The organism is Gordonia sp. IITR100 (assembly GCF_002009645.1).
In the GTDB taxonomy this organism is placed as follows: domain Bacteria; phylum Actinomycetota; class Actinomycetes; order Mycobacteriales; family Mycobacteriaceae; genus Gordonia; species Gordonia hongkongensis.
Genome location: NZ_MVKV01000018.1, coordinates 47,640 through 65,930 on the forward strand (window position 1 = coordinate 47,640; position 18,291 = coordinate 65,930).

Annotated in this window: 14 protein-coding genes; 5 read left to right on the plus strand and 9 right to left on the minus strand. The window is 67.6% G+C overall.

Annotation, left to right across the window (positions count from 1 at the left end):
* Positions 1 to 105 precede the first annotated feature (105 nt).
* The 5 genes from B1818_RS19855 to B1818_RS19875 are packed head-to-tail and all read right to left on the minus strand — an operon-like array spanning position 106 to position 5,996.
* The gene (locus tag B1818_RS19855) at positions 106 to 1,674 is read right to left on the minus strand and encodes a bifunctional 3-(3-hydroxy-phenyl)propionate/3-hydroxycinnamic acid hydroxylase (RefSeq protein ID WP_078113746.1); all 1,569 of its coding nucleotides are present in this window, start codon (positions 1,672 to 1,674) and stop codon (positions 106 to 108) included.
* Positions 1,671 to 2,033, minus strand: coding sequence for a DoxX family protein (locus B1818_RS19860; RefSeq protein ID WP_078113747.1), 363 nt, complete (start codon positions 2,031 to 2,033; stop codon positions 1,671 to 1,673). The genes B1818_RS19855 and B1818_RS19860 overlap by 4 nt, the downstream gene beginning before the upstream one ends.
* Complete coding sequence (locus tag B1818_RS19865; RefSeq protein ID WP_078113748.1) at positions 2,030 to 3,925, minus strand: acyl-CoA synthetase; 1,896 nt, start codon at positions 3,923 to 3,925, stop codon at positions 2,030 to 2,032. Before B1818_RS19865 ends, B1818_RS19860 begins: the two co-directional genes overlap by 4 nt.
* Positions 3,922 to 4,860, minus strand: coding sequence for a fumarylacetoacetate hydrolase family protein (locus tag B1818_RS19870; protein ID WP_078113749.1), 939 nt, complete (start codon positions 4,858 to 4,860; stop codon positions 3,922 to 3,924). Before B1818_RS19870 ends, B1818_RS19865 begins: the two co-directional genes overlap by 4 nt.
* Entirely contained in the window at positions 4,857 to 5,996 is a 1,140-nt protein-coding gene (locus B1818_RS19875; RefSeq protein ID WP_078113750.1) for a VOC family protein, read from the minus strand. The genes B1818_RS19870 and B1818_RS19875 overlap by 4 nt, the downstream gene beginning before the upstream one ends.
* A gap of 126 nt (positions 5,997 to 6,122) precedes the next feature.
* Here B1818_RS19875 and B1818_RS19880 point away from each other — a divergent pair, with 126 nt between their 5' ends.
* Positions 6,123 to 6,761 carry a TetR/AcrR family transcriptional regulator gene (locus B1818_RS19880; protein WP_078113751.1) on the plus strand — a complete coding sequence of 213 codons (639 nt, stop codon included), beginning with the start codon at positions 6,123 to 6,125 and terminating at the stop codon, positions 6,759 to 6,761.
* 54 nt (positions 6,762 to 6,815) lie between these two features.
* Here B1818_RS19880 and B1818_RS24515 read toward each other — a convergent pair whose 3' ends face one another.
* Positions 6,816 to 7,532, minus strand: a complete 717-nt coding sequence (locus B1818_RS24515) for a cytochrome P450 (RefSeq protein ID WP_242697039.1) — start codon at positions 7,530 to 7,532, stop codon at positions 6,816 to 6,818.
* On the minus strand, positions 7,529 to 7,909 hold the full coding sequence (locus B1818_RS24520; protein ID WP_242697040.1) for a hypothetical protein: 381 nt from the start codon (positions 7,907 to 7,909) through the stop codon (positions 7,529 to 7,531). Before B1818_RS24520 ends, B1818_RS24515 begins: the two co-directional genes overlap by 4 nt.
* A gap of 566 nt (positions 7,910 to 8,475) precedes the next feature.
* On the opposite strand from B1818_RS24520, the gene B1818_RS19890 reads away from it, so the two are divergent.
* The gene (locus B1818_RS19890; protein WP_078113752.1) at positions 8,476 to 13,971 is read left to right on the plus strand and encodes a carboxyl transferase domain-containing protein; all 5,496 of its coding nucleotides are present in this window, start codon (positions 8,476 to 8,478) and stop codon (positions 13,969 to 13,971) included.
* 52 nt (positions 13,972 to 14,023) lie between these two features.
* Here B1818_RS19890 and B1818_RS19895 read toward each other — a convergent pair whose 3' ends face one another.
* Together B1818_RS19895 and B1818_RS19900 are read right to left on the minus strand one after the other, a co-directional pair.
* Complete coding sequence (locus tag B1818_RS19895) at positions 14,024 to 14,515, minus strand: SRPBCC family protein (RefSeq protein WP_078113753.1); 492 nt, start codon at positions 14,513 to 14,515, stop codon at positions 14,024 to 14,026.
* Between the two features lie 47 nt (positions 14,516 to 14,562).
* Positions 14,563 to 15,552, minus strand: a complete 990-nt coding sequence (locus tag B1818_RS19900; protein WP_058249702.1) for an AraC family transcriptional regulator — start codon at positions 15,550 to 15,552, stop codon at positions 14,563 to 14,565.
* 121 nt (positions 15,553 to 15,673) lie between these two features.
* On the opposite strand from B1818_RS19900, the gene B1818_RS19905 reads away from it, so the two are divergent.
* From B1818_RS19905 to B1818_RS19915, 3 genes are read left to right on the plus strand one after another with little or no spacing between them, the layout of a single operon-like run.
* Positions 15,674 to 16,909, plus strand: a complete 1,236-nt coding sequence (locus B1818_RS19905) for a cytochrome P450 (RefSeq protein WP_065632478.1) — start codon at positions 15,674 to 15,676, stop codon at positions 16,907 to 16,909.
* Between the two features lie 27 nt (positions 16,910 to 16,936).
* The gene (locus tag B1818_RS19910) at positions 16,937 to 17,950 is read left to right on the plus strand and encodes an NADH:ubiquinone reductase (Na(+)-transporting) subunit F (protein ID WP_139363058.1); all 1,014 of its coding nucleotides are present in this window, start codon (positions 16,937 to 16,939) and stop codon (positions 17,948 to 17,950) included.
* Positions 17,951 to 17,978: 28 nt separating this feature from the next.
* Positions 17,979 to 18,290: an EthD family reductase gene (locus tag B1818_RS19915; protein ID WP_078113755.1), complete on the plus strand. Its 312-nt coding sequence runs from the start codon at positions 17,979 to 17,981 to the stop codon at positions 18,288 to 18,290.
* Position 18,291 lies beyond the last annotated feature (1 nt).

Sequence of the window (18,291 nt, forward strand, 5' to 3'; positions counted from 1 at the left end):
TCCACGCCGATGAAGCGTGCGGTCACACCCATGTGCATGCGTGCGGTGACCTCGTCGTAGAGACGACGAGGTCGTAACCACGGACGTCAGTGCTGGGGTCGGGGCTCATGGTGCGTCTGCGTGTGCGGCGAGTGCGGGAAGCAGTGTGTAGACGGCGGCGATCGACTTGCCAGCGGCCATCACCGTGGCGTCCGGACGAACGATCGCTGCGTGGACGTGGTGGTCGAGTAACCATCGTCGAAGAGGGTGGTCGTCAGAGACGACGAGGGTCGATCCACCGCGGCGCTCGATTTCGAAGGCTTGTTCCGGCGTCGGGGCATCGACAGCCACGATCTCAAAGCCCGGTCGACGATCGTCGAGACGACGTCCGTCGCCTGTCGTGATGGCATTGGGCATGAGCATTCCGGCCGGGTTCGCGGCGGTGTCCAGGCGCGCCCACCGAGGCAGACACCCTCCGGCCGCGCCGGTACGGACGTACCACGAATGTCGGAGCGGCGCCGTCGAACTGTCGGTCAGTCGCCTGGTGAGTCGCGGTGCCCGAGCGAGCACGGGCGCAACGATACGACGGATCATGTCGCCGGCGCGGCCGCCGCCGGTCATCGCGGCGCCGGTCGCCGTGGCGATCCGGATGAGGCCGGTGACGTGCGGAATGCGTTCCTGCTCATACGAATCCAACGTCGACGACGAAGCACCGCCGGACAGGACAGCCGCCAGCTTCCAGCTGAGATTCGCCGCGTCACGGATGCCTGCGCCCATGCCCTGCCCGATGAACGGTGGCGTCAGATGAGCAGCGTCGCCGAGGAGGAACACCCGCCGATCCCGCCAGCGCCTGGCGATGCGCGCCCGAAAGGTGTACTCCGCGGAGCGGATCAGAGTCAGATCAGAGACGTCGACACCGTTGAGCCAGGGTTGCAGTAGCGGCCTGACGCCATCGATGGTGCTGTAGTCGGCGGCACTCTCGTGCCACAGGAGCTGGAACTCCCACCGATATCGGGTGTCACCGATTCGCATGTACGTGGCGGCGCGGTGGGCATCGCAGACCTGCGTCACCCCCTCCCACTGTCGCAGATCGGCAGACGTCTCGATGTCGACGACGAGCCATCGCTGGCTGAATCCCAGATCCCGCCATTCGGCCGAGATCGCCGAACGGGTGACGCTTGCGGCCCCGTCGCAGCCGAGCAGGTAGCCACCCGAGACGGGAACGATCGGTTCACCGGTCTGCCGATCGCGACCAGTGAGTGTCACTCCCGTGTCGGACTGGTCGATTCCCTCGACTTCGACTCCCGAACGCACGGTGATCATGGACGAGCGCCGGGCGACGGCGGCGCGGAGCAACTCCTCCAACCGCGGTTGATCGAACATCGACGCGGCCGGGAAGCCGTGCGGACCAGACCCGGGATCGCGTGGGAACTCGGCAAGGACGTGCAACGACGATGTCACGAGACGGAGTCCGAGCGCAGGCCGGGAAATTGCCGCGAATTCCGGGCCCAGGCCGAGGCGGGCGATGATCCGGTACACCTCGTCGTCGAGGTGTACCGCCCGCGGCTGCGGGTAGACCCCGTCCCAGCGCTCGACAACGATCGACCGCACACCCAGGTCGGCGAGCAACGCCGCGGCGGTGAGGCCGGTGGGCCCCGCGCCCACGATCACCACGGGATCACTGCACGGACTCATCGAGCTCGTACCCGGGCCACAAAGCCGGTCGCGGTGAACGCGGTGGCGACGCCGACGACGGCGGCCGGGGCCGCGGACAGCCAACGATCACCGGTGCGCAGGTGCGCTGTGCATGCCCCGATCATCACCGCGCACAGCGACGCGGCGGCAGCCGCACCGATACGCGGATTCCGCTCGCCGGCAACGAGTCCGGTCGCGCCGGCGAGTTCGGCGACACCGATTAGCCGGAACTCCGGCACTGAGAACCCCAGGTGATGTGCGCGCTCGATCATGGGCGCGAGAGCCAGTACTTTCGAGACGCCGGTGAGGGTCAGGCACGCAGCGGCGCCGCGACCGGCCAGGATGTGGAAGTCGTTCATGCTCTGGGTGTTTCGGTGCGATCGGACCACTGCCACTGGATGGCGTAGGCGTCGAGCACCCGCGCGGCGAGGGATTCCTCACGCGGTCGATCGACGTTCGCCACCACCACGCCGTCGGTGATCTGGGCCCGCACCTCGGACTCGATACCGGCTCCGGCGAGTGCGACGCTCAACGTGGCCTGCGTCGCCTGAGCGCGCAGCGCGAGCTTGTACGGTTTGCCCACATCGGTGACCGGCAAAGCATCCACGATCGTCACCGCCTTGGGTGCGGCGGCGGCTTCGGAGACGCGTTCGGTTGCCCAGGCCCGGAGACCGTCGCCGGTCACCGTGCCGTCCGCACGCACGGTCACGAACGCCACGGGCACCTCGCCCGAGTGCACGTCGGGACGCCCGACCACACCTGCGCCGGTCACCTCCGGGTGTTCGAGCAGCACATCCTCGACCGCGCGTGGATCGATGTTGTGCCCACCACGAATGATGAGATCTTTCGCCCGGCCGGTGAGCGTGACGAAACCGTCGGCGTCGACCGAGCCGAGGTCGCCGGTGTCCAGCCAGCCGTCGCGGATGGCGCCTCCATCGTCGAGGTGAAAACCCGCAGCGGTGCGACCACGAACGTAGCCGGCGAAGACAGTGGGACCGGTGACGAGCAACCGCCCGGTGGATCCAGTCGGGACGTCATCCCACTGGTCGTCGACGGCTCGGATGTGCTGGTACGGCATCCGCTGCCCGACCGACCCATCGGGTTGGCCCTGCAAGTAGCTACGCACACTGGCGCAGGTGGCCTCGGTGAGCCCGTACCCCTCGAGCAGGGGGACTCCGGTGTGCGACTCGAAATCGCTACGCACCGCCGGCGGGAGCATCGATGCCCCGACGAGACATGCACGGAGGCTGGAGATGTCAGCATCCACCGGACACTGCGCCAGGACGGCATACACCGTGGGGACGGCGCTCATGCCGGCGATCCGCTGAGCCTGGACGAGCTGCCAGAACACTCCATACAGCGCCACGTCGCGGTAACCCAACGGCCCCGCCCACACCACGGTCTGTCCGCGGAGCATCGGCGCGAGCACGGTGACGATCAGTGCGTTGACGTGGAACAGCGGCAACGCGGCGAAGACGACAGAGTCCTCGTCGAGCACCGTGTTCGCCGCGATCATCCACGCGTTGCTGATCTCGTTGCGGTGGGTGTGAGCGGCGAGTTTCGGCACTCCGGTGGTGCCGCCGGTGTGGAACAGGGCTGCCACGTCGTCGGCGGTGTGATCGTCGGTGACCTCGGTCCGGGGGTGGTCGTCGGCGTCGAGGTAGGCGACCGCGATTGCATGCGCAAGGTTCGGCGGCGCGGGAGGCGCACCGGCACCAGTCGGTGGCAGGAGGAACACGGTGTCGACGTCGGTCGCCGCGAGGATGTCGGCGAGTCCACCGAACATCGCGGGATCGAGATCGGGGCCGGCGGCGATGAGGACCCGCGAGCCGGACCGGCGGATCAGCTCACCGACGTGGCGGGCATCCATGGCAGGGTTGATCGGCGCCGCGATTCCGGCGCGCTGGGCCGCGAGGAACGCCTCGATCAGTCCGGCACAGTTGGGCGCCAGGAGGGTGACGGGATCCTGTGGTCCCACGTCGGCGGCGCGTAGCGTCGCCGCGTGCCGGTCGACCGTCGCCAGGAGTTGAGCGTAGGTTCGATCGGTGGTCTGCTGCCAGCCGGCGGCATCCGGCATGACGCGGATGGCGGTTCGTTCCGGCCACAGCTGCGCTGCCCGGTGCAGTGCCTGATAGGTCGTGTCGGGAAGTCCTCGTTCGGACAGAGGGGTCAGTTCGATGTCGGCGAGATCGGCGGGGGCGTCATAGACGGGCCAGAGCGCGGCCTCTGCACCGGTCGTGGTCGCCCTCATGCCTCACGCACCACGGTGCGCTGGGTGCCCAGGTCGAGCGTGCCATCTCCGGAACGGATGTCGGCTTCGACGATGTCCCCGTGTTTGAGGTACTTGGGGTTGTTGGCCTGCCGACGGAAGAACGCTTTCCACTTCACGTGTGGGGGCAGGAGTGCGCCGATCATCTCGATGGGTTTGGGCGGAGCGGTGAGCGCGGTTCCTCCCGGGGTTCCGGTGAGCAACAAGTCGCCGGCATCGACCCGCTGGAACCGGGTGAGGGCGCGCACCGCTTCGAGAGGGCTGTAGATCATGTCCGCGACGGAGCTGTTCTGACGGGTGACCCCATTGACCCGCAATTGCAGGGTCAGTGTGGGGAACTTCGCCCACTCGCCGGGTTCGAGGAGCAGCAGCACCGGGCCGACCGGTGTGAACGACGGGTAGGACTTCGCTTCGTAGAACTGAGTTTTGGGCAGTTGCACATCGCGGGCAGAGACGTCGTTGGTGATGACCAGACCGGCGACGAGTTCGGCCAGCGATTCATTGTCCACCGTCGACCCCACGGGGAGGGTCTGACCGAAGACGAGGCCGATCTCGACCTCGTAGTCCAGCAGCGAAACCTGGCCGGGTTTGACGATGTCAGCGGTCGGGCCGCTGATCGACCCCGAGGATTTGCGAAAGAACGTCAGCGGAACCTTGCCGGGGTCCATACCGGAATCACGAACGTGCGAAACATAATTGGTCATCTGTGCGATCACCCGGCACGGCGCGGTGACCGGTGAGAGCAGCTCGAGTTCGGACGGGTCGACTGTCGGACCGTCACCTGACACGGACCTGGGAACCGCCGACCGGTCGGCGATCAGTTCGGCGGTCGTGGTGGCGGAGGTATCGATCCGACGGGCGCCGGCGGGCACCCTCACCCACCACGCCTCGTCGGTACGAAGGACGGAAAAGCTCATGAGCGTGCAACTTTCATCAGGCCGAGTAGGCGTTGGACATCGAACTCGTTCTCCGACTCGCGCAGCGACGTCAGGATCGCGGTGAACTCGCGTAGCGCCGCGCGACCTGGTTTCACGCCGAGGAAGTCGGCCGTCGCCGGAGGTCCCCACTGGTTGAGACCCGAAGCGGTCATCGGTGCCCAACCGGTGGCGACCGTGTGATCGAAGTGGTCGCCGTCGGTGAAGTGTTCGACGAGGAAACCGTCGGGATCGCGCCAGTAGTCGAAGATCTGACTGCCCTGAATGTGGCGGCCGACTCCCCAGGAGTGGGCGTAGCCGCGATCGGTCAGGTACTCACCGCCCGCTGCGAGGGCGTCGAGGTCACAGACCTGGTACGCCGAGTGCACATACCGGTCGGCCGGACCCAGCGTGAGGGCGAGCGTGTGATGGTCTGCCGGTTCCGGACCCCGGTCGCAACGCATGAAACTCATGACCGGGCCGCGTTCACGCTGTCCCGGGTAGTAGAGGAAGTCGCTGACGATCATGCCCAGGTTGTGCAGATACCAGTTGAGAGACTCCAGATATCGCGTGGACTGCAACACCACGTGGCCGAGCCGTTCGACGACCGCGGGAGCGCGCGGAGGACGTTGCGGGGTGTTGGTGCGGGTCTTGCCGTGCTCGAAATTGAAGGATCCGCGCACGGTTTGCAGTGGCATCGCCGGCCATTCGGTGACTCCGGCGACCACTCGCACCCGACATCCGCTCGGGTCGCGCGTCGTCACCGCACAGCCTCCGAGGAGATCGCCGAGCGGTTCCACTGGACGTCCCCACTCGTCGGCGAGGACGTGGAGGTCGGACTCGTCGTTCGCGCGGAACGCGACACCGGTAAATGCCGTTCGCGATGCCTGCCGCACGATCACGCAGGGAGAGCCCGCCAGCGCCCCACGCAGGTGAAGCTCGCGCGGCGTCTGGACCGTCGGACTGAACCCGAAGTCCACGGCGAAGGCTGCGGTACGCGCCAGGTCGGGCTTGTCGAATTCCAGCCAGGCGATGTCGCGGACCTTCACCAGCGGTTGCCTGCGTCGCCCGGGATGCTCGCCGGGCCGGGCCCCCTCGTCGGCGTGCAGACCTTCGTGTACGTCGTGCTGCAGTGGCATCGCGACTCCAGATCTCATTGATTGACGATATCGTCATATACGACGCATGCGTCAGTCAAGTACTTCTGACGCTTTCGTCAGTGGTGGGTATGCGACCATTGGGCCTCCTGTGGAAAGGAGTGGCCGATGGCCGAGGATGACCCCGCCGTGGCGACACGCGCCCAGCGACGTAAGGCGCAGACGCGGCGGTCACTCATCCGCGCGGCCCAGCAGCTGTTGGCCGAGGGTCGGACATCGGCCTCGGTGCTCGACATCACCACTCTCGCCGATGTGGGCAACGGGTCCTTCTACAACCATTTCGCGACCAAAGACGAGTTGTTCGAGGCCGCGGTGGTGGCCATCGTGGACGATCACGGCGAGTTGCTCGACGGTTTCACCGACGGCATTGCCGACCCGGCCGAGGCTTTCACGCAGAGCTTTCGCCTGACCGGACGTCTGCATCGCCGGTTTCCGGAGTTGAGCAAAGTCGTTGTCAACTACGGCTTGTCGATGCTGACCGCCTCCGATGCCGGTTTGCTTCCGCGGGCACGACGCGACATCGAGGCCGCGGTCGCCGGCGGACGGTTCGTCGCCCCCGATGTCGACCTCGCGCTGACCGTGGTCTCCGGGGCGACTCTGTCGCTGGCGTTGCTCCTCCTCGAACAACCCGAGCGTGACGACACGGTCGCAACCGACGCGGTCGCGGCTCACGTCCTTCGGGCCCTGGGCGTCCGCGAGGCCGACGTCCGCACGCTCATCGCGCTACCGCTACCGAGTTGGGACTGATCGCGACAGTCGACGGGTCGTCGTGGACGCCAGGTCGCGTGCACGAAGACAACATCAGGCGAAAGAGGCGCGGAAGCTCTCGAACCCCTGAAGACAGTTGTTGCGCAACGGCACCGGGTTCCTGACGGCGATGGTGTCGACTCGCTCGACCATGGCCCGCAGCAAGGTCTGCATCTCGAGTTTGGCCAATTGCATACCGACACAGGTGTGCACACCGTGGCCCCATCCGACGCTACTGCCACGCCGCAGCAGGGAGAAACGCTCGGGGTGATGGAAGTGCCGTTCGTCGCTGTTGGCTGCGGCGAACACCACGGCGACGCGGTCCCGGGGTCGCAGGCGTACTCCGCCGATCTGGGTGGGAACGGCCACCGATCGGGTGAAGACCCGGACCGGCGATGCCATCCGTACGGCTTCGACCACCGCGGTCGGAATCAGTTCCGGTTCTGCCCGCAGCTGTTGCCAGACTTCGGGATTGGTCCCCAGATTCCACAGCAACTGGCCGGTCGAGAGGATCGTGGTGTCCAGGCTCGGCGCGACGAAGTCGATGATCATGTTCTTCGCCTCGATGCGGCTGATCTCGCCGCGGTCGGCGGCATCGAGCACGGTCGCCGCCCACCCATCGGGTGTCACATGACGACGTCCGATCGCCACGGTGTAGAGAAACAGGCCCAGCGAGCCACGCAGAGACCGGAGTGCTCGCCGGTTCGTCGGACCCAGGCCATCGAACGTGGCCCGTCCCCACGTCAGCATCTGCTCCGGAGACACCTTCACCCGACCAATTCAGCCACCGCCTGAACAGGAAGGCGCGTCGCGAAATCGGCTATCCCGTCGAAGCTCTCGCGGGCCAGGAGCCTGTCGACGACCGCAGCCGCCTCCCGCTCGAGCGTAGGTAGCGACGGGCGAATGGCCCGCGAGGTCAGCGACTGCATCAGGATCATGCGACGGGTCATGTGCGTGTCGTCGTCACTGGCCAGCGTCGTGTAGTGCCCCAGAGTGTTGGCCACGGGGTTCGCCGCGACACCCCGCCCGCTGCGGAACGACGAGTCGTCGCGCAACGCCATTCGAACATCATCGAACCGCCCGATCGCGAGCACGCGATAGCGAGGAAGCCACACCACCGGCCCAGCGTCCCGGACGCGCTGGTACACCCCGTGCGGATCGTCGACAGCCTCATCGCCGTACAGATCGACATCAACGACCGGAGCCCCGCGATGAGTTTCCGTCGGCGACGAAGCACGCTGTCCCGTCATCTGCCCGCCTAAGTCGAGAACCGCGGCCGGCTGGCCTGCGTTATGGCCAAGTTCGTCATAGCTGACGAAATCATCATCTAGGTGAGGGCCGAGGTCAAGTCGTCTTCTCGCTGTAGGCGGGTACACCCACAGGCGGACCCGCCTACATCTGAACGACGACCGGCGGCCGACCTCGGATGGTGCTGTTCCGGGCCGACCACGTCACGAGAATCAACCACCGGGGCCGCTCGACGACCGCCACGAGACGGGCCGCATCGACATCGCACCGAGCGCGGCGCGAGGACTTGTCCGCAGTCCGAATCGCGTGGTTCCGCGCACCCCCGTGACGCGCCGTACTCGCGCGTAGCGATTTGACTCGTAAGAATCACACCGTCGAACCACCCCGCGCGTCCCGGATCGCCACTGAGCTGGGTCGGCGCGCTGTACCGTACCTGCGGACCTTCAACCGCACGACGACGACGTGAATGGAGCCGGTGTTGTTTTCTCGTATCGCCATCGTGAACCGAGGTGAGGCCGCGATGCGGCTCATCCACGCCGTTCGGGGCCTGTCGGAAGAGACCCGGCAGCCCATCGAGGTCATCGCCCTGCACACCGATGTGGATCGCAACGCCACGTTCGTGCGCGAAGCGGACGTCGCTTACGACCTCGGACCGGCGGCATCGAGGCCGTACCTGAACATGAAGGTGCTCGAACACGCCCTGCTGGAGACCGGTGCCGACGCGGCATGGGTCGGCTGGGGCTTCGTGGCCGAGGACCCGCTGTTCGCCGAACTGTGCGACCGCATCGGCGTCACGTTCGTCGGGCCGTCGGCCGAGGCGATGCGCAAGCTCGGCGACAAGATCGGCGCCAAGCTGATCGCCGAAGAGGTGGGCGTCCCAGTGGCGGCGTGGAGCCGCGGCGGTGTGGACACCCTCGACGAGGCGGTGGCCGCGGCAGCCGAGATCGGCTACCCGTTGATGCTGAAGGCGACCGCGGGCGGTGGCGGCCGCGGCATCCGGAAGGTCACCAGCGACGCCGATCTCCGCGACGCCTACACCCGCACCCGCGAGGAGGCCGAGCGTGCCTTCGGCAGCGGCGTGGTGTTCCTGGAACGGCTCGTGACCGGTGCGCGTCACGTCGAGGTCCAGGTCATCGCCGACGGTCAGGGCACCGCGTGGGCCCTGGGCGTGCGTGACTGCTCGGTCCAGCGCCGCAACCAGAAGATCATCGAGGAATCGGCGTCGCCGGTCCTCCCCGCGGACCGGGTCGCCGAGCTCAAGGCCTCGGCGGAGCGGCTCGCCGTCGCCGTGGGTTACCGGGGCGCGGCCACCGTCGAGTTCCTCTACCACCCGGGCGAGAATCTCCTCGCGTTCCTCGAGGTCAACACCCGTTTGCAGGTGGAGCACCCGATCACCGAGGCGACCACCGGCTTCGACCTGGTGCGCGCGCAGCTGCACGTCGCCTCCGGCGGACGGCTCGAGGGTGCGGCGCCGAGCGAGCGCGGACACGCCATCGAAGCCCGCCTCAACGCCGAGGATCCCGACCGCGACTTCGCGCCCGCACCGGGCCGCATCGACCTGCTCGAGCTGCCCGCGGGACCGGGTATCCGCGTCGACACCGGTGTGAGCGAGGGCGACACCATCCCCGCCGACTTCGACTCGATGATCGCCAAGATCATCGCCTACGGCCGCGATCGCGACGAGGCGCTCGGCCGTCTGCGCCGCGCGATCCGCGAGACCCGCGTCATCATCGCCGGCGGAGCGACGAACAAGAGCTTCGTGCTCGAGTTGTTGGATCAGCCGCAGGTGATCGACGGCAGCGCGGACACCGGCTGGATCGACCGCGTGCGCGCCGAGGGCGGCCTCGTCGCCAACCGGCACTCGGCCATCGCTCTCATCGCCGCCGCTATCGACGCCTACGAGGAAGAGGAACTCGTCGAACGGCAGCGCCTGATGTCGACGGCCTCCGGTGGCCGCCCGCAGGTGCAGCACGAGAGCGGGCGCCCGCTCGACCTCAAGCTGCGCGGCGTCGCCTACCGCGTGCGTGTCGCCGCCATCGGTGCTCATCGCTTCCGGGTCGTCATCGAGACGCCGGGGGAGACCCGCACCGCCGACGTCGACCTGGAGCGTTTCGACGACCACGCCGCGCAGCTCGTGGTGAACCGGGTCCGCTACCGCCTGCTCACCGACACCCATGGACCGATCCACCTCGTCGACGTCGACGGGGTCACCCACCGCGTCAGTCGCGACGAGGGTGGTGTGGTGCGCTCGCCCGCGCCGGCGCTCGTCGTCGCGACGCCGCTGCAGGCCGGTGACGAGGTCGACGCGGGCGCCCCCATCCTGGTGCTCGAGAGCATGAAGATGGAGACGGTGCTGCGCGCCCCGGTGCGCTCGCGGATCAAGGAATGCGCGGTGTCGGTCGGTACGCAGGTCGAGACCGGCGCCACCCTGATGCGACTCGAGCCGCTCGCCGACGACGCGGACGAGGCCGAAGAAGAAGTCGGCGCGACCGTCGACCTCGAACTGCCGGAGGAGCCCCAGGTCGACCCGACCGAACGCACCACCCGCAGTCAGGAAGACCTGCGCAGCCAGCTGCTCGGCTTCGACGTCGACCCCAACCACCGGACGCGACTGCTCGACGAATACCTCGCGGTCCGCCGGGCCGCCATCGACAGCGGACGTCGTCCGCTCGCCGACGAACTCGAACTCGTGACGGTGTTCGCCGACCTCGCCGAGCTGAGCCAGAACCGGCCGTCGCGGCACGAGGTCGGGGTCGAGCACGTGCACAGCGCGCGGGAGAACTTTCACACCTACCTGCAGAGTCTCGACGTCGAGCGCGACGGACTCCCCGCGGCGTTCCACGATCAACTGAGCCGCGCGCTCAGCCACTACGGCGTCACCGATCTCGAGCGCACCCCGGAGCTCGAGGCCGCGGTGTTCCGGATCTTCCTCGCGCTGCAGAACCCGAACGACTCGGCCGCGGTGATCAGCTCGCTGCTCCTGGAATGGCTCGACGAGCCGACCCCGCGCGACGAACTGCGCGACGCGGTGGGCACCGCCCTCGACCGCCTCGTCGCCGCCACCCAGGTCCGCTTCCCGGCCGTCGCCGACCTCGCCCGCGGCGTCATCTACGCCTGGTACGGCCAGCCGCTGCTGCTGCGCGACCGCGCCCGTGTCTACAGCAATGTGCGCAAGCAGCTCAAGTACCTCGACGAGAACCCCGACGCCGCCGACCGCACGAGCCGCATCGACGACATGGTGCGCAGCACCGAACCGCTCGTCCGGCTTCTCGGTCAGCGCATCGAGCGGCACGCCGACAACACGGTGATGCTCGAGGTGCTGACCCGGCGTTACTACGGCAACCGCGGCCTCGCCGACATCCGGATCCGGGAGGCCGGCGGGGCGACATTCGTGGTCGCCCAGCGAGATGCCGGTGACATCGCTTCGGCCGCAGTCGGTTTCGACGCCCTGCCGGCGACGATCGGCGGACTCGCCGAACTCGCCCGCGACACCGCCGCGGTCGATGCCGACATCTACCTGGCGTGGGAGCAGCAACCCGACGACTTCGACGTGCTCGCCGGGACACTGCACGACATCGTCGCCACCAGTTCGCTTCCGCCGCAGGTGCACCGCGTCACCATCACGGTCGCCGGCAGTGCCGATGCGCGGATGCATCACCACGTGACCTTCCGGCCGTCGGCGACGGGTATGGCCGAGGAACGCCTGATCCGCGGACTGCACCCCTACATCGCGCAACGCATGCAGATGGAACGGCTCCGCAAGTTCGACCTCACCCGACTGCCGTCGTCGGACGACGAAGAGGTCTACCTCTTCCGTTGTGTCGCACGGGAGAACGCGTCGGATCGCCGTCTCGTCGCCTTCGCGCAGGTCCGCGACCTGACCGCACTGCGCGACCAGGACGGCCGCCTGCTGACGCTGCCGACCGCCGAGGCGGCGCTCGCGTCGTGCGTCGACTCGATCCGGCGCGCGCAGCGCGGTTCCACCAACCTGTCCAGCGCCAACCGTATCATCATGTACGTGTGGCCGCCGATCGACGTCGACGCTGACGTCCTCGACGCGATCGCCGACCACATCCGCGGCACGACACAGGGAGTGGGGCTCGAAGAGGTCCAGCTCATCGCGCGTCGCCGCGACCGCGACACCGGCGAGCTGAGCAAGGTCTCGGTCCATTTCTCGGTCAACCCGACCGGCGGGTTCGACGTCCGGGTCGTCGACCCGACCGACGAGCCGATCGAACCGGTCGACGAGTACCGCCAGAAGGTGCTGCGGGCAGCCAAGCGCAACACGGTCTACCCGTACGAATTGGCAGCCATTCTGGGCGATTTCACCGAGTACGACCTCGACGCCGAGCAGCGTCTGGTGCCGGTCGACCGGGCCAAGGGTCGCAACTCGGCGGCGATCGTCGCCGGTGTGGTCACCACCCCGACCGAGAAGTACCCGCGCGGCGTCACCCGCGTGGTCCTGCTCGGCGACCCGACGAAATCGCTGGGCGCGCTGGCAGAACCGGAGTGCAGCCGGCTGGTCGCGGCGCTCGACCTCGCCGAGCAGATGCAGGTCCCGCTCGAGTGGTACGCACTGTCGTCGGGCGCGCGGATCTCCATGGATTCCGGCACGGAGAACATGGACTGGATCGCCCGGGCACTGAAGCGCATCGTCGAGTTCACGCAGGCCGGCGGTGAGATCAACATCGTCGTGGCCGGGATCAACGTGGGCGGGCAGCCGTACTGGAACGCCGAGGCGACGATGCTCATGCACACCAAGGGCATCCTGGTGATGACCCCGGAGTCGGCGATGGTGCTCACCGGCAAGCAGTCGCTGGACTTCTCCGGAGGCGTGTCGGCCGAGGACAACTTCGGCATCGGCGGATACGACCGCGTCATGGGCCCCAACGGCCAGGCGCAGTACTGGGCACCGAACCTCGGTGCGGCACGGGACCTCCTGATGGCTCACTACGAGCACACCTACGTGCTGCCGGGCGAGCAGACGCCGCGCCGCGCGATCACGAGCGACCCCGTCGACCGTGACATCTCCGACTACCCGCACGTCCTCGCGGGCAGCGATTTCACCACCGTCGGGCAGATCTTCTCGGCGGCCACCAACCCGGATCGCAAGAAGCCGTTCGACATCCGCACCGTGATCCGCGCCGTCGCCGACCAGGATCACCCGGTGCTCGAGCGCTGGGCGGGCATGGCCGACGCGGAGACCGCGGTGGTCACTGATCTGCACATGGGTGGAATCCCGTTGTGTCTCTTGGGTATCGAGTCACGGGAGGTGCCGCGCCGGGGATACACCCCCACGGACGGTCCCGACACCTACACCGCCGGCACGCTGTTCCCGCAATCGTCGAAGAAGGCGGCGCGCGCGATCAACGTGGCCAGCGGCAACCGACCACTCGTGGTGCTGGCGAACCTGTCCGGGTTCGACGGATCGCCGGAGTCGCTGCGCAAGCTGCAGTTGGAGTACGGCGCGGAGATCGGCCGGGCCATCGTGAACTTCAAGGGCCCCATCGTGTTCTGCGTGATCTCGCGCTACCACGGTGGCGCATTCGTGGTGTTCTCGAAGGCGTTGAACCCCAACATGACCGTGCTCGCCATCGACGGTTCGTTCGCATCCGTGCTGGGTGGTGCGCCGGCGGCCGCGGTCGTCTTCGCCGGCGATGTGGCCAAGCGGGTCAGTGCCGACGCGCGGGTGCGCGAACTCGAGGCCGAGACCGCACAGGCCACCGGTCCGGACCGCTCGCGGCTCAACGCCGAACTGGCCGACCTTCGACAGTCGGTGCGCGCGGAGAAGATCAGTGAGATCGCCGCCGAGTTCGACTCGGTGCACAGCATCCGCCGTGCCGTCGAGGTCGGCTCGGTCGACGCGGTCATCCAGGCCGACGAGCTCCGGCCCCAGATCATCGGTGCGATCGAGAAGTCGCCGGCGTGGGGTCGGCAGGACTCGCAGGTGGCCAGCTCCTAGAAGTCCTCTGCTTCCTGAGGTGCGCGAATGCCGCGCACCTCAGGAAGCAGGATCACCCGCGCTCGGCGATCTCCTTGATGGCGGCGAGGGTGGCCGGGATGCCCGCCAGCGCGGCGTCGCGACGCTGTTCGAGTTGATGCGATGCGTCGTCGCCGAAGCGTTCGGCGAACAGCTCGAACCCGGCCGGCTGCACGGCCCACGATTCGGTCAGCGTCGTCCCGTCGTCGTCGGGTTCGATCGTGTACGACCACCGCACGGCGTCGCCGTTGACCATCCAGGCGAACTCGACGGGCTCCTGTGCGGCGACCACCCGCGACTGGGTCTCCCACACCCGCTCGGGTGTCTCGTTGCGGCCGAAGAACCACGCGCCCACCTCCGGTCCGGTCGCGGGCTCCTTCCACCAGCACGCCTTGCAGATCGGGCTCCACTCGCCGGTGCGAGCGATGTCGGTCACCAGATCCCAGACCTGCTGCGGCGTGGCGTCGATGTGGATGGACTCGGAACGGGTGAATCGAGCACTGCGGTCGATGTCGCTGGTCGTCATGGGCCCTTCCTGCGGTCGCGTACCGACCATCCTAGGGAGGGCGCCGCTCAGGGCGCGATGGTCCGGTACCGGGACGGGCTGACCCCGAAGGTCCGGCTGAACGCACGACTGAAGTGCGACGGGTCGCGGAACCCGACCTGTGCGCAGATGTCGGCGACGCCCAGATCGCTCTGGACGAGCAGGTTACGGGCCCGGTCGAGCCGCCGGGCGTAGAGCCACGCCCGAGGTGTGGTGCCGGTCGTGCTGAACAGCTTGTGGACGTAGCGCACCGACATCCCGAGCTCTGCGGCCACCAGTGCGATGGTGTGGTCAGGATCGTGGAGGTGATCGGCCATCGCGTTCTGGACCGCGCGGAGGTCGGCGGCGTGTATCCGGTCGGTCGCGGTGCGAGGTGAGACCTGCTCGGTCATCGCGCCGGCGACCATGTCGAGGACCGCGCTCGCCACCGTGCTCGACGACGGCACGGAGACGCCCTGGACCTGGGCCGCGACATCGACCAGGAAGTTCGACACCAGCCGTCCGATGCCCGAGTCGACCGCGATCGCGCGGCCCGTCGCGTCGTCGACGACGTCGTGGGTTGCCCGCGCGATGAGCTGTTCCCGCGGGGCGCGCACGACGATCTGCTCGAACTCGGTTGCGCCACTGACGACGAAAGGTGCAGTGGCGTCGATGATCCCGAAGGCGCCGTGTTCCAGCAATCCGGTGCGCTCACCCTGTGAGATCGTCGCGGCCCCCTGGGTGATGAGGCACAGCAGATAGTCGTCGGCCGGATCGGATTCGATCATCGCCGGCGTGCGCACGACGGTGTGCGGATCGGCGCGGACCACGCTGACCGACAGGGCGCCGACGGGTCGGGCGACGATCTGTGCGGTGAACGGGCGTCGGTCCTGGGGCCAGTCGATGTCCATCTCGCAGAAGGTGGCGTCGAGGGCCTCGGCCCACCGCACCCGGCCCTCGGCACTCGCAAGCTCGCGGGTGCTCAGTTCCACGGATCCGGCGGTGCGCGCGGAGTCATCCATCGGTGCATTCGCAGTCATTCTCTCCCACCACCTCCACCCATAGTGTTCCAGATCACAAGACATCGCCGACGTGGCCGGCGGCATGACCGAACGAGCCGGCCCCAGACAACAGATATCCGGAACGACAACGGAGAGTCACATGACCGCAGTACAGCCCTCCCACGAGGTCACCCCGAAGTTCGTCGAAGAGATCACGATGGCCGAGCTGGAGGCCGATCCGTACCCCTTCTACGAGCGGCTCCGAAAGGAGGCGCCGGTGGCGTTCGTGCCGTCACTCGGGATGTACATCGTCTCGACCCGCGAACTCTGCATGCAGATCGCGAAGGACTCGGACACCTGGCCTGCGGTGATCTCCCCGGCCGGCGGACGCACGTTCGGCCACGGTGCGCTGCTCAACTCGAACGGCCCCGAGCATCGCGACCTGCGCGACATGGTCGAGCCGCATCTGCAACCGTCGGCTGTCGACGACTACATCGACGATCTGGTGCGTCCGTTCGCACGCGAACTGCTGGAGCGGATCGAGGACAACGGTTCGGCCGACATCGTCGCCGAGTACTGCGAACCGGTCAGTGTCCGTGCCCTCGGCGACCTGCTGGGCCTCGGAGATGTGAGCACGGACAAACTGCGGGAGTGGTTCCACAAGCTCAGCGGCTCGTTCACCAACTCCGCGATGACGCCCGACGGCGAGTTCGCCAATCCCGACGGCTTCGTCCCGGGGGACGAGGCGAAGGCCGAGATCATCGCGCACGTCGACCCCAAGATCGACGAGTGGATCGTCAACCCGGATCACAGCGCGATCTCGCACTGGCTCCACGACGGGATGCCGGAAGGCCAGACGCGCAGCCGCGACGTCATCTATCCCAACCTGTATGTGTTCCTTCTCGGGGCGATGCAGGAGCCGGGACATGCGATGGCGACCACACTCGCCGGTCTGTTCAGCCGGCCGGAACAGCTGGAGCGGGTCGTCGACGATCCCGGCCTCATCCCCAGGGCGGTCGGTGAGGGTATGCGGTGGGTCGCGCCGATCTGGTCGGCGGCCGCGAAGATCGCCACCGACGAGGTCGTCGTCGGCGGTGTGACGATCCCGCAGAACTCCGTGGTGATGCTGTCCTACGGGTCGGCGAATCAGGACGAGAACGCCTACGACGCCCCGACCGCCTACGACCTCGACCGGGCCGTGATCCCGAACATGACCTTCGGTGGCGGCGTCCATGCCTGTGCCGGAACCTATTTCGCGAACAACGTGATCCGGATCGCGCTCGAGGAACTGCTGGAGACGATCCCGAACATCGAGCGAGACACCGACCACGAGGTCAACTTCTGGGGCTGGGGCTTCCGCGGTCCCAAGGAGCTCCACGTGAAGTGGGAGGTCTGAGCCGTGACCAGCACACATCGGGTCCGTATCCAGGGCTCGGACACCCCGTTCGAGGTCGCCGACGACCAGTCGGTTCTCGACGCGGTCCTGCGTGCCGGGGAGTGGCTCCCGCACTCCTGCACGCAGGGAACATGCGGGACCTGCAAGGTGCGGGTACTCGACGGCCAGGTGGCGCACAATGATTCGCCCGCGTACACGCTGACGCCGGCCGAACGGTGTGCCGGCCTGGCGCTGGGCTGTCTGGCCACGCCGTGCTCCGACCTGGTCGTCGAACCACTGGGCACCGCGTCGGACGATGGCGCACCACGGCATCCACTGCGCGATTTCGACGGCACCGTCGTCGCCCTGGACGACATCGCCACCGACACGCGGCGACTCGTCGTCGAACTGGACGAACCGATGTCGTTCAACGCCGGTCAGTACGCGGAACTGCAGATCCCCGGTACCGGTCTCGGACGTCAGTATTCGATGGCCAACCCGCCGTCGGAACCGAAGCGCCTGGAGTTCCACATCAAGCGCACCGTCGGTGGAAGGGCAACGGACGGTTGGATCTTCAGCGCGCTGTCGGTGGGGGAGCGGGTGGAACTCCGTGGACCGCTGGGCCAGTTCCACCTCGTCCGCGAACAGAGCGAACCGGCCATCCTCATCGGTGGGGGCACCGGACTCGCCCCGCTCAAGTCGATCGCCCGTCATGTGCTCGATCACGGTCTGGTCCCCGAGTTGTACCTCTACCACGGTGGCCGACGCCGCGACGACCTCTACGACGTCGACTTCTTCCGCGACCTCGAGGCCGAGCACGGCAACTTCCACTACCGGCCCGTCCTGAGCGAGGAGCAATGGGATGGGTCGACCGGGATGGTCACCGACGCGGTCGTCGAGGACTTCCGGAGCTGTAAAGGGCTGAGCGCGTACCTGTGTGGCCCACCGGCCATGATCGAGGCCGGAGTCCGGGCGCTCAAACGTCGCCGGATGGCGCCCCGTCTCATCTTCCGCGAGGAATTCACCGTGGCGGCACCCGTGGCGACCACTGCAGCGTCGTGACATCCCGCTCGAACCCGAAAGGCAAGCCATGTACCGACTCACCGTGATCTACGGACACCCGCTCGACCCGGCAGCCTTCGACCGGCACTACGAGAACGAGCATGCCGAGCTGGTTCGCCGCATCCCCGGACTGCGGCGGTTCGCCGCAGGCAAATGCGAGTCCCTCGACGGCACCGAACCCGCCTCGTACAGTGTGGCCGAGCTGTACTTCGATTCGAAAGAGTCTCTTGGGCAGGCACTCGGCTCGCCCGAGGGGCAAACCGCGGCCGGCGATGTCGCGAACTTCGCCACCGGCGGTGCCACCATGTTGTTCAGTGACGAGTCGACGGTGGGGCCCTGAG

Coding starts and splice junctions, on each gene's coding strand:
- B1818_RS19905 (WP_065632478.1), top strand. CDS start 15,674: ATGACCGCAGTACAGCCCTCCCACGAGGTCACCCCGAAGTTCGTCGAA.
- B1818_RS19865 (WP_078113748.1), bottom strand. CDS start 3,925: ATGAGGGCGACCACGACCGGTGCAGAGGCCGCGCTCTGGCCCGTCTAT.
- B1818_RS19915 (WP_078113755.1), top strand. CDS start 17,979: ATGTACCGACTCACCGTGATCTACGGACACCCGCTCGACCCGGCAGCC.
- B1818_RS19855 (WP_078113746.1), bottom strand. CDS start 1,674: ATGAGTCCGTGCAGTGATCCCGTGGTGATCGTGGGCGCGGGGCCCACC.
- B1818_RS19895 (WP_078113753.1), bottom strand. CDS start 14,515: ATGACGACCAGCGACATCGACCGCAGTGCTCGATTCACCCGTTCCGAG.
- B1818_RS19890 (WP_078113752.1), top strand. CDS start 8,476: ATGGAGCCGGTGTTGTTTTCTCGTATCGCCATCGTGAACCGAGGTGAG.
- B1818_RS19900 (WP_058249702.1), bottom strand. CDS start 15,552: ATGACTGCGAATGCACCGATGGATGACTCCGCGCGCACCGCCGGATCC.
- B1818_RS19870 (WP_078113749.1), bottom strand. CDS start 4,860: ATGAGCTTTTCCGTCCTTCGTACCGACGAGGCGTGGTGGGTGAGGGTG.
- B1818_RS19860 (WP_078113747.1), bottom strand. CDS start 2,033: ATGAACGACTTCCACATCCTGGCCGGTCGCGGCGCCGCTGCGTGCCTG.
- B1818_RS19875 (WP_078113750.1), bottom strand. CDS start 5,996: ATGCCACTGCAGCACGACGTACACGAAGGTCTGCACGCCGACGAGGGG.
- B1818_RS19880 (WP_078113751.1), top strand. CDS start 6,123: ATGGCCGAGGATGACCCCGCCGTGGCGACACGCGCCCAGCGACGTAAG.